Origin of the sequence: Caballeronia sp. GAFFF2 (assembly GCF_023631485.1) — a bacterium.
Taxonomy (GTDB): Bacteria; Pseudomonadota; Gammaproteobacteria; order Burkholderiales; family Burkholderiaceae; genus Caballeronia.
Window position 1 is genome coordinate 619801 of sequence record NZ_JALQDA010000027.1, and the last position, 15063, is coordinate 634863.

Genomic DNA, 15063 nt, shown 5'->3' on the forward strand with positions numbered 1-15063 from the left:
AACAAATAGCGCAATAAGCGGGCCTGAGGTTCGAGGTTGATGCTTTTAATCGAGCGGGTTGTCGCTCCAGGCGCTGCGTTCTTGCCAGGTATCGATATCCGCGTTAAGCGCTGCATGCTTGGCCCGCACGGCTTGGAGCCCAATATTGCCAAGCACGAGATGCGCGGGCGGATTTTTAGCTTCCACGGCTTCGATGATGACCTGCACCGCGCGCACCGGATCACCCGCTTGTCTGCCGCTAAGCTCGGCAATCCCCGCGCGACGGCGACCGGCAACGGAATCGTAATCGTCGATCGAACGCTGGGTCTGCTTAAGCGAGCGGCCCGCCCAATCCGTGCGGAAAGGTCCCGGTTCGACGGCCGTGACCTTGATGCCAAGGCCCTCGGTCTCGCGCGCGAGCGCTTCGCCGAGGCCTTCGAGCGCAAACTTGGTCGCAGCGTAATACCCGCTGCCCGGATTACCAACTAGGCCGCCCACGGATGTGATGTTGACCACGTGCCCCACGCGACGCTCGCGCATGCCTGGCAATACCGCGCGAATCATCGCAGCCGCGCCGAAGAAATTAGTTTCGAACATCGCGCGCACCTCGTCGTCCTCGCCTTCCTCGACTGCGGCCAAATAGCCGAAGCCGGCATTATTGACCAATACGTCGATCTGACCGAACGCATCGTGCGCCGCTTTTACCGAAGCGGTGATGTCGTCCGGGCGCGTGACGTCGAGCCGAACCGCTATGGCTCTATCGCCTGCAGGCTCGACGATGTCGGCGACGCGGGCGGGATCGCGAGCGGCGACGACAGCACGCCAGCCGCGCGCAAGCACAGCGGATGCGAGTTCACGGCCAAAGCCGGTGGAACAGCCGGTGATGAACCAGACAGGCGTGTCTTGCTTCGATGCTGACATTGCGGGTCTCCGTGGTTAGCGTTGCGCTAATCATTTTGACCGCAAAGGCCGACGCTTGCTTAACGCAGACGCGGCATGCGTAACGCGCGATGTTCGCGCGGCTCGAACAAAACAGTCGTCTCCAATTTTGCGGCCATGCGCTTCCAGCCGCAAAGGTCTTGCTCCAATGCCGCGAGGGTAACGGGGCAGTAAGTTCGTTCGGGGGTGGCGTTGCCGCCAAGAACTGCGTAGTCGCGCATCGGTTGTAGGGTTGCTTCTCGCTCGGCGATTTGCCTTGCAATCTTCGCCCGCAGGCGGATAAGGGAATCGTCCATGGCGCTTTCGGTTTGCTCGTTTGCTAAGTTGCTTTTCATTTCTTAGCCGTTTCACAGCAAACCGCGCGCCTGACTTTCATTTGGCTCACAGACGCTTAGGCTCCAGCCGCTCGATCAACTGGCGATGCCGTGGATAACGCGCCCCGAGCGCGCCGGGCGCGGCCAATTCGAACTCGCTGAACTCGAACCCTGGCGCCACCGTGCAGCCGACGAGCGCGGCACCGCCTGGTTCATGGCATTCGGCGGCAAACCAGTCACCCGCGTTGACGACCGCCTGAAACGCCGCCTGCGGATCTTCAAGCGCATTGCCGAGTCGATGCGTCGCCAGTTCTCCGTTCGAATGGAGCACATGGACATCGATCGAATCACCCGCATAGAAATGCCAGACTTCATCCGACCGAATACGGTGCCAGGCGGAGTAAGCGCCATCGCAAAGGAGGAAATAGATGGCTGTCGATGCCGAACGGAGATCGTCCTCGCCGTTGCGCGTGACTCCTGAATTCGCGCGATAGGTCTCACGAAAGTAGCCGCCCTCGGGATGCGGTTCGAGCTTGAGGCGATCGATCAACTCGCGACTGTCTATGCGGGGTATCTGCATGCGTTCTCCTTTGCCAGATGGTTGGCGCATCGCGTATTCTGCATCGGATCGGTTTGCATGCAGAACGCAAGATGCCAACGTCTCTCATCGAAGGAAGACCATGACGCTAACCGCGACCACGAAAAACGCTCTTGCTCCAACCGGCACGCTTCGCGCGGCGCTCAACCTTGGAAACCCCGTGCTCGTGCATCGCGATTCGGCGAGCAGCGAGCCCAGCGGCGTCTCCGTGGATATTGCCCGCGAACTGGCCGCGCGGCTCGGCGTCGAGATTGCATTCAATTCCTTTCCCAACGCCGCGCAATCGGTGGAGACGGTGACGGCGGAACAGGCCGATGTCGGCTTCTTCGCGATCGATCCGCTGCGTGGCGCGGGCATCGCGTTCACTGCACCGTATGTGTTGATCGAAGGGTGCTATCTGGTGCGCAACGACTCGCCGCTTTCTCGCATCGAGGATGTGGATCGCGAGGGCAATCGCATCATGGTGGGCAAAGGGAGCGCATACGACCTCTTCCTGACGCGCGAGTTGGAGCACGCTCAACTCGTGCGCACTGGACTGTCGGAGGCGGTGGTCGACACTTTTCTGCGCGACGGGATCGAGGTCGCCGCGGGCGTGAAGCAGCAACTCGAGGCCGACGCCGCTCGCACGCCCGGGGTACGGCTGATCGACGGGCGCTTCATGGTGATCAGGCAGGCAATGGGCTTGCCGAAGACTCGCGGCGATGCGGCCACGCAGTATCTTCGCGACTTCATCGAGGACATCAAACGGTCGGGCTTTATTCGGGATGCGTTCGCGCGACACGGCATCACCGGCGTCTCGCTTGCGCCGCCGGAGCAGCTTTGATGCAGGGCGAGCGTATCCAAGTGACGGTATCCGTGACCGACTGGATCGACGCATCGTTCGAGGCCGATGTCGCAGGCGGTCTCGCCGCGTTCAATACCGGTCAACTCGGACCAAGCGATCATCGCGACTTGGCCGTTTCGCTTTATCAAGGCGACGACTTTGTAGGCGGCCTCGCGGGCTATACCGCGTGGGAATGGCTTTTCGTCAAATGGCTCTGGGTTCGCGAAGATGCGCGCGGTCGCGGACTTGGCGCTCGCGCGCTCGACGCCGCCGAAGTCGAGGCACGCAAGCGCGGCTGCCGCGCCGCGTGGCTCGATACGCTCAATCCCGCAGCCCGCGATCTTTATGTTCGCCACGGTTTCGAAGTCTTCGGCGAACTGGCGGATTTCCATGCAGGACGTGCGCGGTACTTCATGCAAAAGCGGTTCTGAATACAGGCATTTGGCATTCAAAATGCGGCATGCCGGCATTTTGCATCAAGCATTCAATCCGAGCCGATGCACCGCGCGCTTCGTGATTTCCCTGCGCTTTGCGAGCGAAGCCCCCGAGCGCTCCCGCACGTCCGCCACTACAGCGGCAGGCGCGTGATTCGGATCCCCGGCATCGAACGGCGGCGCGGGCGCGTACTCCATTTGCAGTTGAATGGCCTGCGCCTCGTGCTCGCCGACGAGTTCAGCCGCGAGCGTCAGCGCGAAGTCGATGCCCGCCGTGATTCCACCGCCCGTGAACAAGGCGCCGTCGCGCACCACGCGGGCGTGCACGGGCGTCGCATCGAATTCGCCCAGCAGTTCGTGAAAAGCCCAATGCGTCGTCGCACGCTTGCCGCGCAGCAAACCGGCCGCGCCGAGAACGAGTGAACCGGTGCATACCGAAGTGATGAAGCGAGCGCCCTTCGCCTGCTGGCGGATGAACGCAAGCGTTTCCTCGTCTTCCATCAGAGCGCCGACGCCTTCGCCTCCGGGAACACAGAGCACGTCGAGCGTGGGGCATTCCGCGAACGATGTGTCGGGTGCGAGTTGCATCCCTGTACTGGAAGGAACAGGCGCAAGCGTTTTGCATACAAGATGCACTTTAGCGTCCGACAGATGCGCAAAGACTTCGTACGGACCGGTGAGGTCGAGTTGTTGAACGCGCGGGAAAAGCAGCAGGCCGATGTGAAGGGTCATCGCTTTCTCTCTCGTGGCAGGTTGAAGAATGAAGGTGGACGAATGCATCCTACGCCGCTACGCTATGGCGAGATGGTCGATCGCCCCACTTTTTACGCCAAGCGCCCTAGCTATCATGTCATCGCCGAAGCCATGCATCATCGACATACTCGCCTTTCCCGACGTTCAGTTGCTCGATGTCGCCGGTCCCTTGCAGGTGTTCGCGTCCGCGAACGAACTGGCGCGCGAGGCCGGCATGCCACGCCCTTATCGCGCGAGAGTCGTCGCGCCGGGCGGCACGGTGACAGCCTCGGCGGGACTTGGGCTGATCGGCGAAGCGCTGCCCGATGCGCGCGAGCCGTGCGACACGCTCGTCATCGCGGGCGGCTGGGGCGTGCATGAAGCGCTGCGCGACCGCACGCTGGTCGACTGGGTGCGCGCGCGGTCCGCTCATGCGCGCCGCACGGCATCGGTGTGTACCGGCGCCTTTCTGCTTGCGGCGACCGGCCTGCTGGACGAACGCCGCGCCGTCACGCACTGGACGCGCTGCGCCGAGCTGGCGAGCCGCTTTCCGGCGGTGCGGGTCGAGTCCGATCCCATCTTCATCCGCGACGGCGATCTCTGGACCTCCGCAGGCGTGACAGCGGGAATCGACCTGGCGCTTGCGCTCGTCGAAGATGATCTCGGACGCGCGCTCGCGCTCGATGTCGCGCGTCATCTCGTCGTGTTTCTAAAGCGCCCCGGCGGGCAGGCGCAGTTCAGCGCCGCGCTTTTGCTGCAGAAGGACTCGGGCGAACGCTTCGGCGAATTGCATGCATGGATCGCGGAGAATCTTGCATGCAATCTATCCATTGGAACGCTGGCGGCGCGCGTCGGCATGAGCGAGCGCAGCTTCGTGCGTCATTACCGGGCGCAGACCGGCGCAACGCCTGCTCGCGCCATCGAGCAAATGCGGCTGGAAGCCGCGCGCCGTATGCTGGGCGACACGGACCTGCCGGTCAAGCGCATTGCGGCACGCTGCGGCTTCGGCTCGGAAGAAACCATGCGACGCGGCTTCGTGCGCGCACTCGGGGTTGCGCCTCAGACTTACCGCGAACGCTTCGCCCGCGCGGCGGTATCGGCATAAAGTGCATGCAAAAGCCAATCCTGCTGCTTTTTTTGTCATCCATGCTCAAGGCTGTATGCTCGCTGCCGATACCAGAGTAAGAGCGATTGCATGAGGCGCTTCGGGCAACCGTGCGCGAGCCGCTTTGCTTAACCAACCGTCCGACGAGGCGGCCTGAGGGCCTGGAGCGCCGATGAGTGTGTTTTCCGCGTATAACGCGCCACTGCAGGCGGCTCAGGCCGCACAGGAAGACGTGACCGACGATGGCGCGGACGATGCCGCGCCGGCGAACATCGCACCGTCCATCGACGCCTTGCTGCGGGACACTGCCGCGTCCGCTTGCCCCAACACATGGGCTTGGTATCGCGCGGGCGAGCAATTGCATCTTGAACGCCAGGGCAATGAATTTTGCATACCAGCGTGGCCAAGCGACATCGCTGAGGACCGCCTCGCGAAAGCCTGCGCCGCGCACGGCTGGCATGCCTGGCCGACCGGCCGCGGCGAAAGCGTGCTCGGCTGGCTGCTCGCGCCTGTGGCATACAGCGACAATGCACATCTCGCTGAATTCGCACGCGCACTTGGTGAACGCGTGCAAGCCGATGTCCTCGCGCGGGCGCAACTCACGCAACGCGTGTTGTATGAGATCGCGTATCTCGCCAGTTCGGTGCCCGAGCGCGCGGACTTTCTGCGTTGCGTGCACGAGCGTCTCGGCACGCTCATCGACGCCGAGAACTTCTACCTCGCGCTCTACGACCGCAAGACCGGCAAGATCACCTATCCGTATTACGTCGATGTGATCGACACGGACGTGGTCGCCGCCGAGAACTACGACATTCTCGATCCCAAGCGTCTTTCGATGACAGGGCAAGTGCTCACGAGCGAGCAGCCGCTCTTCGTGACCGCAGCCGACATCTGCGCCGCCGAACGCGCGGAGCGTTTCTATTGCATCGGCGATCGCCCCGAGTTCTGGATGGGCGCGCCGCTCAAGAATGCGTCCGACGAAGTCTTCGGCATGCTGGCCATGCAGGTCTATGACGTCTCGCGCATGTACACCGCCGAGGACCGCGCGCTGTTTTTAGTCGTGGCGCGTCACGTCGCGATGGCGCTCGACCGTATCCTGCATCGCGCGGATCTGGAAGAACAGGTCGCCCGCCGCACCTCCGAGTTGTCGAAGCTCAACGCTGCTTTGCGACATGGCATTGCCGAGCGCGAGCGTTCCGAACATCTGCAAGCAGCGCTCTATCAAATCGCGGAATTGTCGAGCCGGCCCGGCGACATGATGGAGTTCTTTCGCAGTCTGCATGGCATCGTCGGCGAGCTGCTCTATGCGCGCAATTTCTATGTGGCGCTCTTCGAAACCGAAACATGCGAAGTCTCGTTTCCCTATTACGTCGATGAGATCGTGCAGGAGCGGCCCGAGCCGCGTCGCGGCCAGCGTGGGCTCACCGAGTATGTGATTCGCGAACGCCGCGCGCGTCTCATCGATCATCAGGAAGCGCTGCGTCTCATCGCGGAGGGGGCGTTCGAAACCGATCACGACGACGTGCGCCTGCGCTCGTGGCTCGGCATTCCGCTATTCGATGGCGATGTCGTGCGCGGCGTGCTCGCGGTGCAAAGTTACTCGCCGCTCGTGCGCTATTCGCAGCGCGATCAGGAGTTGCTGACCTTCGTATCGCGCCATATCGATACCGCCCTCTCGCGCCGTCGCGATGCCGAAGCATTGCATGCAGCCAACCTCGAGCTCGAAGCCCGTGTGCAGGCCCGTACGCGTGAACTCGACGATGTCAACGCGCGTCTGCTGTACGAGAATTCGCACGATGCATTGACCGGCCTGCCCAACCGCAGTCATCTGATGCATCGGCTGCGTGGTGCATGGCACGACTACCAGACACGCGGCGATGAGCTCTCGGTGATGTTCATCGACCTCGATCGCTTCAAGGTGGTGAACGACAGCCTGGGTCATCATTTCGGCGACATGCTGCTGGTGCAGGCCGCCGCGCGTCTGCGCGATTGTCTGCGCTCCACCGATCTGCTCGCGCGCTTGGGCGGCGACGAATTCGCAGTGCTGTCGCCCAAGGCGCCGGTACGCGACGCGGTGGCGATTGCCAAGCGCATCCTCGCGGCTTTCGATCTGCCGTTTCATATCGAAGAACATGTGGTGTTTTCTTCGTGCAGCATTGGCATCGTGAGCGCGGACACGCAGTTTCATACCGAGCCCGCCGATCTTTTGCGCGATGCCGATACCGCGATGTATCGCGTCAAGAACGCGGGCCGCGACAGCTTCGTCGTGTTCAATCAGGAGCTTCGCCGACAGGTCTCCGATCAGGTCGAACGCGAGGGCGCACTGCGTAACGCGATCAAGCGCGACGACGAGTTGCTGCCGTATTTTCAGCCTATCGTCGATGTAGGGAGTGGCCAAGTGGTCGCGCTCGAAGCGTTGATTCGCTGGCGCCAACCCGATGGACGTATCGTGGCACCCGGCGAATTTCTGCCTGCAGTGGAAGGGCTGCGTCTCATCGGTCGGCTCGACTTATACATGCTGGAACGCGTCGCCGCGATACTTTCCAATGCCAGCTTTGCGCACTGGCCGCCCGTGCATGTCAATTGTTCGAGCTATAGCATGACGCGCCCCGAGTTCGCCGACGATGTCCTTGCGCTGCTCAGGCGTTATCGCGTGTCGCCATCGCGTGTATGTCTCGAACTGACGGAAGGCGCGCTCGTAGCCGAGCCGGATCTTGCGCGCCGCACCATGCAAAGACTCGCGGATAACGGCATGTCCGTCGTACTGGATGACTTCGGCGCGGGCTTTTCGTCCCTGAGCTATGTGCATCAGTATCAGTTCAGCGGCCTCAAGATCGACAAGTCGTTTATTCTCGAACTGACCGAAAGCCCTCGCAGTCGCGCGATCGTGCGAGCTATCGTGCGAATGGCCGAGTCGCTCGATCTCACGCTTGTGGCCGAAGGCGTCGAGGACGCGGCCACGCTTGCAGTACTACGCGACATGGGTGCAGCGCAGGCGCAAGGCTACTTCTTCGACAAGCCTTTGCCACTAGAGTCGCTGACGCGCAGCGCGCTTGCGCCACGCACTACTTCAAGCGCCATTCTTTGATTCTTGAGCATTGGATCAGGGCATGCCGCCAAGCGAGGGCGAGATGATGCTGCCCGGTTCACCTTCCGGCACGCCGGTGTCGGTCGTCACAGCGCGCATCGATACAGGCGCATGATTAGTGGTGCACGTCTGCAACGAGTCGTTGCCAAGGCACTGCAGGAACGCGTCAGCGCGATCCTTCGTGTCGAACATGTACAACGTGTCTTCGACTTTCACTTCGAGATCGGAAATACGGTCCGCTTCGATTGACATGCTCGCTCCTTCGAGTGGATAGACATATCAATCGGCTAGCATCAAGTGCGCCTGGCGCACGCTGACCTTAGGTACAACGGTTGCTGGTTCGTCGGCCTGGTTCATCGAATGACAAGGCAACTTAAGGAAACCGTAATGACATCCGCGCGAGCAAATAACGACCTGCATGAAGAGCCGCGTACACCCGGCGGCAATCGTCTGAACGAAATCGAGCCGTCCGAAGCAGACAGGGTGATCCCTCGTCCCGGCGAAGCGCTGGAACAGAATCCCGCCACGGACCCTGACAAAGTAGGTACATCCCCTGACAATTCAGGAAACCGGCAAAGACCGCTATAAATAAATTAAATGATCTTGCGGGCAATTTCCAATGATGCAGACGCCTAAGACGCGTTAGGATTAAAGCGCGTCGAATTTTGGGCGCGGATTCGCACGGCGCTAAATCAAGCTTAGAACCGCGCATCGGTCTTGCAACCGCTTGGCCGCTTTAGCAAAAGGAGGCTTTATGAAATGGGAAACCCCTAGCTTTACCGATATGCGCTTTGGCTTTGAAATTACGATGTACATCGCCACGCGTTAATCGCCAAGCAGAAAACGGCCGCACAAAGCGGCCGCTTTCTTTTCAAGGCTTGAGCGGCTCGTGCTACGTTGCACCGTCACCTTCGCTTTTTTGTGGGCCAAGTCCACCCTTTCCTGCCGGTTCAGGTCGGCTGCCTGAACCCAAAGGCACTTCCGCCGTTTGATGCGGATCTTCGTCAAGACGCCTGTTTTCAGGCTCGATCTCTCCCGCATTAGGCTGACGCACTCCTTGCTTTGGATCGCCTCCTGTCGCTGAACCGGGACCCGGCAGATTGCCGATAGAACCGCCACCGCTTGCTCCGCTGCCAGCATCGCCAAGCGGCTTATCCGTGCTCTTCTGTTCGCTGTCGTTAATCGTCATTGCTTGCTCCCGTTAAAGGCTGTCGGTGCCAACAACACGAGCAACGCGCATTCCACTTCGAACCTCAGCTCGCGACAGTCGATCCGATCACGTCATTAGCCACCGCGTCGACCGCCTGCTTGACGATGCCGACTATCTCATCCACTTCGGCACGCGTCGTGACGAGCGGTGGCGCAAAGCCGAGAATATCGCCGTGCGGCATGGCTCGCGCAATCACACCGCGCTCCAGAGCCGCTGCCGATACCTTCGGCCCGACCTTGAGCGCCGCATCGAAAGGTTTGCGCGCGTCTTTATCGGCCATGAATTCGAGCGCGGCAAGCATACCCGCGCCACGTACTTCGCCCACTAACGGATGCGAATCGAATGCCGCGTGAAGCTGCGCATGCAGATAAGCACCCGTTTCCGCCGCATTCTGCGTGAGGTTTTCACGTTCGAGAATGTCGAGGTTGGCCAGCGCAGCAGCCGCGCAAATGGGATGACCCGAATAGGTCCAGCCGTGTCCCATCGGACCATGCTCTCGCGAGCCCTTGTCGATCACATCCCATACACGTTCGCCCACGATCACGCCCGACAGCGGCGCATAAGCGCTCGTGAGGCCCTTAGCCACGGTGATGAGATCCGGCTTGATGCCGTAATGCTGCGCGCCCATCTTCGAGCCGAGACGTCCGAAGCCGCACACGACTTCATCGGAGATCAAGAGGATGTCGTGCTTCCTGAGCACTTGCTGGATAGCATCCCAGTAACCTTCCGGCGGCGCGATGATGCCGCCCGTGCCCATGACCGGTTCGGCGATGAACGCAGCGATGGTATCCGCGCCTTCCTTCGCGATCAGCTTCTCGAGTTCTTCCACGCAGTATGCGGTGAACTGCGCTTCACTCATACCAGCCGGTGCCTTTCGATACCAATGCGGACAAACCGTATGCCTCACACGATCGATCGGCAAGTCGAAGTGCTGATGAAAGCTCGGCAAGCCAGTGAGGCTGCCCGTGACGATGCCCGAGCCATGATAGCCCCGTTCGCGCGAGATGATCTTCTTCTTGTTCGGGCGACCCAGTACGTTGTTGTAGTACCAGACGATCTTGACCTGCGTTTCGTTGGCATCGGACCCGGACATGCCGTAGTACACCTTCTTCATGCCTTCCGGTGACCACGCGACGATGCGCGACGACAACTCGATGATCGCATCGGTCGAGTGGCCGACATAAGTGTGATAGTAAGCGAGCTTCTTTGCCTGCTCATAAATGGCTTCGGCCACTTCGGTTCGACCGTAGCCGATGTTCACGCAATACAGTCCTGCGAATGCATCGATATAAGTCCGGCCCTGATGATCTTCGATACGAATGCCCTTGGCGCCCGTCACGATCTTGCCCGGCAACGCGCCGCTTGCATGATCGTGAGCGTGCGTGGACGGATGCATGAAGTGCGCGCGATCTTCCGCGAACAAGTGTGCAATCGATTGCTGTTCCTGGCTCATGTGCTTCTCCTTGGAGCGCTATGCGTGTTCTTAACATGGGTTGAATCAGGCTGCGCTCGAAAGCGGCAGACCCAGATTCCCTAAGCAAAAATATTTCGTTTCGACGAAGGGTTCGAAGCCCTCCGCGCCACCTTCGCGGCCGAGACCCGATGCCTTCATGCCTCCAAAGGGAATGGGCGCGCCCGTGAACTTGACGCCGTTCACCGAGACAATTGCGAAGTCGAGCCGTCGCACCAATTGAAAGATCGTGTCGATGCGCGTGGCGCAGATATAGGCGGCAAGGCCGTATTCCGTATCGTTGGCGCGTGTCACGGCTTCGTCGAGCGTATCGAACGGAGAGATCGCGGAGATGGGCGCGAAGTTCTCTTCATCGTAGATACGCATGCCAGCTCTAGCATCCGCGACAACGGTCGGCTCATAGAACCATCCACCGAGCTCATGCGCGTTGCCGCCGACAGTGATGCGCGCGCCTTGCGCCTTTGCGTCTTCGATACGCGCAACGGTCGCATCGAAAGCGGCCTGATGCATGAGCGGACCGACATCGACATTCGCTTCGAACGCGCTGCCTACCTTCAGTGCCTTGACCGCTTCGGTATAACGTTGCACGAACGCTTCGTACAAGGGTCGCGCCACGAAAATGCGATTCGCGGCGCAACAATCCTGGCCCGATGTCTGAAACTTCGCCCCAATCGCAACGCGCACCGAATGTTCGAGATCTGCGTCCTCGGTCACGATGAACGGCGCATTGCCGCCGAGCTCTAGCGCAAGCTTCTTGATGCCTGCCTGCGCCACGGCCTTTGCCACGAGACCTCCAACGCGCGTCGAACCGGTGAAGCTCACCGCACGCACGCGAGTGTCGCTCACGAGCGCTTCCATGGTCATCTGCGGCTCGCCGATCACGACGTTGAACACGCCTGCGGGAAAGCCCGCCTCTTCCGCGAGTTGTGCAAGCGCCATCGCTGAAAAAGGCGTTTCGTGCGCAGGCTTGATGACAACCGTGCAGCCCGACGCGATAGCGGCCGCGGCTTTGCGCGTGATCATCGCCACGGGAAAATTCCATGGCGTGATGAGCGCCGCAACGCCGACTGGCTCCATGACCGTGCCGAGATGCGCGCCATCGATATGCGTTGGAATGGTGCGTCCTGCAAGGCGTTTTGCTTCGTCGGCAAACCATTCGATAAAGCTCGCGGCATATGCGATCTCGCCCTTCGCTTCGGCGAGCGGCTTGCCTTGCTCCAGCGATAAAATGCCGGCGAGGTCGGACTGATGACGCAAGATCAGTTCATGCCAGCGCATGAGAAACGCGCTGCGCTTTTGCTGGGGTGTCCAGCGCCAAGCTTGAAACGCGCGGTCGGCGGCTCCGACGGCGCTGACGATCTGTTCGCGTTCGAGCATCGGCACATGCCCGATGACCTGCTGATCGGCGGGATTGACCACCGGGATCGACGCGGCATTGTTGCTATGTACCCAACGGCCGTCCACATAGCACAGCGACTTGAAGAGAACCGGATGTCCTAACAGCATAATGTTCGCTCCTATCGATTGATTCGCTCTTGACTCTGATTCGATGGAGTCACTTTAAGCTCATGCAGTCGCGGAATTTTTCGTTATCGCTTGCCACGCCTGGTGTTTTTTCTGTTTCGATGTTCGCGACTCAAACTTGCGCCCACTCGGGCGGACCACCGCAATCGTCCTTGATGACCTTGGTCACGATATACGTGAAGTACTTTTCGATGCCGAGTTCCTCGACCAGCAACGAGTCGATGAAGCGCTGATAGTGGTCTATGTCCCGCGCGACTACATGCAGCACGTAATCGACACCACCACCTGTCGCCACGCACTGCACGATCTCGGACGCTTGTTGCACGCGGTCTTCGAAGCGTCTCATGTCTGACGCGGTATGCCGCGAGAGCGTAACCTCCACGACGATACGGCTTCCCTTGAACGCCGACGTCCAGTCGATATTCGCCCGATATCCCTTTACTATCCCGCTTTCTTCGAGCCGCTTCACGCGCTCCCATGCAGGTGAGATCGACAGGTTCACTTTCTCCGCCAGACGCGACTTCGTAATGCGTCCGTCGCCCGCGAGGATGCGCAAGATAGCCAGATCGTATCGGTCGAGTTTGGTCAAGTCAGATCGTCACCGGTATGTTGCGTTCGATGATGTCGGCCACGACAGCCACCGTGTCACCTGTCTGTACGAGGCCAGGAAAGTGCCTTGCCGCAAGCAGTCCCGCACGCTTTGCGCGATATTCGACCGGCGTCGCGCCAGAGCGCGTGATGTCATGAACACGCGCGAGCACGTCGCCCTCTGACACCATGTCGCCAAGATCGCGGCACATTTCCAGCAAGCCCGCATGTTCGCTCGTCGTATAGCACGCGCCATCGGGCATATCGAGCAACGTGGTCGTACGCGCTTCACTAATCACACTTTCTTTGTCGATGATGCCCGCATGGGCGAGGAAGCCATACACGCCGCGTTCCGCGATGGCGACGCTAGCAGCAGTGGATGAACCGCCGCCACCAAGTTCGGTGGAGACGAACACCTTGCCCGCCTCTTCGGCTGCGCTGTCGTATAAACCGACGCTGTCGAGTTCGAGCATGCGCATTGAATAAGGTGCGCCGAACGCGCGCATGGCGGCTTCGCAGCGAGCCTGTTGCCGCGCATCCGCCAACACGTGAGTCGCCGCGAACGGAAGAAAATCAAGCGTACGCCCGCCTGCATGAATGTCGAGAACGTAGTCCGCCAAGGGCAGCAAATGACGCTGAAAGTAATCGGCTATCTTCTGCGTCACCGTGCCATCGGGATGGCCCGGAAAGCTGCGATTGAGATTACCCGCGTCGATGGGCGACGTGCGCGTACCCGCGCGAAACGCCGGGTAATTCATGAACGGCACCACGATCAAGCGGCCATTGATATCGCCGGCCTTCAACGTCGATGCGAGCTTCGACAACGCGATCGGCCCTTCATACTCGTCACCGTGATTGCCGCCCGTGAGTAACACGGTCGGTCCGTCGCCGCGCTTGATGACCGTGATCGGAATCATTACCGCACCCCACGCCGAATCGTTGCGCGAATACGGCAGCTTCAGGAAGCCGTGTTGTTCGCCGTCGGCTTCGAAGTCGACGGTCGGACTGATCGGTGACGCGCGCATCGTACTACTCCTTCACGAACAATTTGCGAGGCGTATTGCAGAAAGTCTCGACGCCGGTATCGGTAATCAGGATGCTTTCCGTGATCTCGAGACCCCAGTCATCGAGCCATAGTCCCGGCATGAAATGAAACGTCATGCCGGGTTCGAGGACCGTCTTGTCCCCCGGCCGCAAGCTCATGGTGCGCTCGCCCCAGTCGGGCGGATAACTCGCACCGATGGGATAACCGCAGCGGCTATCCTTCTCGATACCCGACTTGCGCAGCACCGCGAAGAACGCATTGGCGATGTCCTCGGTCTTGTTGCCCGGCTTCGCAGCGGCGAGTCCTGCTTCAATGCCTTCGACTACCGCCTTCTCGGCATCGGTGAAATGCTGCGGCGGTTTGCCGAGATAAACCGTGCGCGATTGCGGACAGTGATAGCGCTTGAAACATCCGGCGATTTCGAAAAACGTCCCTGCATTCGCAGTGAACGCGGAGTCGTCCCATGTGAGATGCGGCGCGGCTGCATCCGAGCCAGTGGGCAAGAGCGGCACGATAGCCGGATAGTCGCCGCCATAACCTTCGACGCCCGTGATGCCGGCGTCATAGATTTGCGCGACGAGGTCGCACTTCCTCATGCCAGGCTCGACCTTGTCGAGAATGCGCGCGTGCATCTTCTCGACAATGCGCGCCGCCACACGCATGTATTCGATCTCGCGCGGCGATTTCACCGCACGCTGCCAATTGACGAGCGCGGTCGCATCCTTGAACTTCGCGTTGGGCAAGTGCTGAACGAGCGACGCATACGCCTTCGCACTGAAGTAGTAATTGTCCATCTCCACACCGATATGCTTCTTGTCCCATCCGCGCGCGACGATGACTTCAATCGAGAGAAAGTCCATCGGATGACGAACCTGAGACTGCACGTAGTGATCCGGATATCCGACGATATTCTCGTGCGCCATGAACACCGTGCGCTTCGCGCCGTTCGCATCTTGCCCGCGACCGAACCATACCGGCTCGCCATCCATGGCAAGCAGCACGCATTGATGCACATAGAATGACCAGCCGTCGTAACCGGTGAGCCATGCCATGTTGGTCGGGTCCGTCACGATCATCAGGTCGATACCTGCTTTCTCCATTGCGCGTCGCGTCTTCGCCATGCGCGCGTCGTACTCGCCGCGATCGAACGGCAAACGCACGACCGGCGCTTCGCCTCGCTTCTCTTGCTTGATTTCGGACATCGTCCCCTCTG

16 protein-coding genes are annotated in these 15063 nt (G+C 60.5%); 5 read left to right on the plus strand and 11 right to left on the minus strand.

The features are described 5' to 3' along the window. Positions 1-45: 45 nt before the first annotated feature. Genes NCT04_RS19240 through NCT04_RS19250 form a run of 3 tightly spaced genes read right to left on the minus strand, consistent with a single transcriptional unit; the run spans position 46 to position 1812 of the window. On the minus strand, positions 46-900 hold the full coding sequence (locus NCT04_RS19240) for an oxidoreductase (RefSeq protein ID WP_250467263.1): 855 nt from the start codon (positions 898-900) through the stop codon (positions 46-48). A 59-nt stretch (positions 901-959) separates the two neighbouring features. Continuing rightward, positions 960-1253: a hypothetical protein gene (locus tag NCT04_RS19245; RefSeq protein WP_250467265.1), complete on the minus strand. Its 294-nt coding sequence runs from the start codon at positions 1251-1253 to the stop codon at positions 960-962. A gap of 46 nt (positions 1254-1299) precedes the next feature. Next, complete coding sequence (locus NCT04_RS19250) at positions 1300-1812, minus strand: cupin domain-containing protein (protein WP_250467267.1); 513 nt, start codon at positions 1810-1812, stop codon at positions 1300-1302. 100 nt (positions 1813-1912) lie between these two features. Here NCT04_RS19250 and NCT04_RS19255 point away from each other — a divergent pair, with 100 nt between their 5' ends. Together NCT04_RS19255 and NCT04_RS19260 are read left to right on the plus strand one after the other, a co-directional pair. Then, positions 1913-2653 carry an ABC transporter substrate-binding protein gene (locus tag NCT04_RS19255; RefSeq protein ID WP_250467269.1) on the plus strand — a complete coding sequence of 247 codons (741 nt, stop codon included), beginning with the start codon at positions 1913-1915 and terminating at the stop codon, positions 2651-2653. Beyond that, a complete protein-coding gene (locus NCT04_RS19260) occupies positions 2653-3084 on the plus strand; it encodes a GNAT family N-acetyltransferase (protein ID WP_250467271.1) in 432 nt (143 codons plus the stop codon). The genes NCT04_RS19255 and NCT04_RS19260 overlap by 1 nt, the downstream gene beginning before the upstream one ends. 45 nt (positions 3085-3129) lie before the next feature. Here NCT04_RS19260 and NCT04_RS19265 read toward each other — a convergent pair whose 3' ends face one another. Then, entirely contained in the window at positions 3130-3819 is a 690-nt protein-coding gene (locus NCT04_RS19265) for a DJ-1/PfpI family protein (RefSeq protein ID WP_250467274.1), read from the minus strand. A 64-nt stretch (positions 3820-3883) separates the two neighbouring features. Here NCT04_RS19265 and NCT04_RS19270 point away from each other — a divergent pair, with 64 nt between their 5' ends. Further along, the gene (locus NCT04_RS19270; RefSeq protein ID WP_502800675.1) at positions 3884-4924 is read left to right on the plus strand and encodes a GlxA family transcriptional regulator; all 1041 of its coding nucleotides are present in this window, start codon (positions 3884-3886) and stop codon (positions 4922-4924) included. Between the two features lie 172 nt (positions 4925-5096). Continuing rightward, a complete protein-coding gene (locus tag NCT04_RS19275) occupies positions 5097-8012 on the plus strand; it encodes a bifunctional diguanylate cyclase/phosphodiesterase (RefSeq protein WP_250467278.1) in 2916 nt (971 codons plus the stop codon). Between the two features lie 15 nt (positions 8013-8027). Here the strand turns inward: NCT04_RS19275 and NCT04_RS19280 are convergent, their stop codons facing one another. After that, a complete protein-coding gene (locus NCT04_RS19280; RefSeq protein ID WP_250467280.1) occupies positions 8028-8264 on the minus strand; it encodes a hypothetical protein in 237 nt (78 codons plus the stop codon). A 502-nt stretch (positions 8265-8766) separates the two neighbouring features. Here NCT04_RS19280 and pqqA point away from each other — a divergent pair. Further along, positions 8767-8841, plus strand: a complete 75-nt coding sequence (gene pqqA / locus NCT04_RS19285; protein ID WP_008353049.1) for a pyrroloquinoline quinone precursor peptide PqqA — start codon at positions 8767-8769, stop codon at positions 8839-8841. A gap of 63 nt (positions 8842-8904) precedes the next feature. Here the strand turns inward: pqqA and NCT04_RS19290 are convergent, their stop codons facing one another. The 6 genes from NCT04_RS19290 to doeA form a co-directional block, all read right to left on the minus strand. Beyond that, a complete protein-coding gene (locus NCT04_RS19290) occupies positions 8905-9201 on the minus strand; it encodes a hypothetical protein (protein ID WP_250467282.1) in 297 nt (98 codons plus the stop codon). Between the two features lie 64 nt (positions 9202-9265). Next, positions 9266-10675: an aspartate aminotransferase family protein gene (locus NCT04_RS19295; RefSeq protein ID WP_250467284.1), complete on the minus strand. Its 1410-nt coding sequence runs from the start codon at positions 10673-10675 to the stop codon at positions 9266-9268. Between the two features lie 45 nt (positions 10676-10720). After that, positions 10721-12199 carry an NAD-dependent succinate-semialdehyde dehydrogenase gene (locus NCT04_RS19300; protein WP_250467286.1) on the minus strand — a complete coding sequence of 493 codons (1479 nt, stop codon included), beginning with the start codon at positions 12197-12199 and terminating at the stop codon, positions 10721-10723. 130 nt (positions 12200-12329) lie between these two features. Then, complete coding sequence (locus tag NCT04_RS19305) at positions 12330-12806, minus strand: Lrp/AsnC family transcriptional regulator (protein WP_250467287.1); 477 nt, start codon at positions 12804-12806, stop codon at positions 12330-12332. Between the two features lies 1 nt (position 12807). Further along, complete coding sequence (gene doeB / locus NCT04_RS19310; RefSeq protein ID WP_250467288.1) at positions 12808-13830, minus strand: N(2)-acetyl-L-2,4-diaminobutanoate deacetylase DoeB; 1023 nt, start codon at positions 13828-13830, stop codon at positions 12808-12810. Positions 13831-13834: 4 nt separating this feature from the next. Further along, positions 13835-15052, minus strand: coding sequence for an ectoine hydrolase DoeA (gene doeA, locus NCT04_RS19315; RefSeq protein ID WP_250467289.1), 1218 nt, complete (start codon positions 15050-15052; stop codon positions 13835-13837). Between the last annotated feature and the right edge of the window lie 11 nt (positions 15053-15063).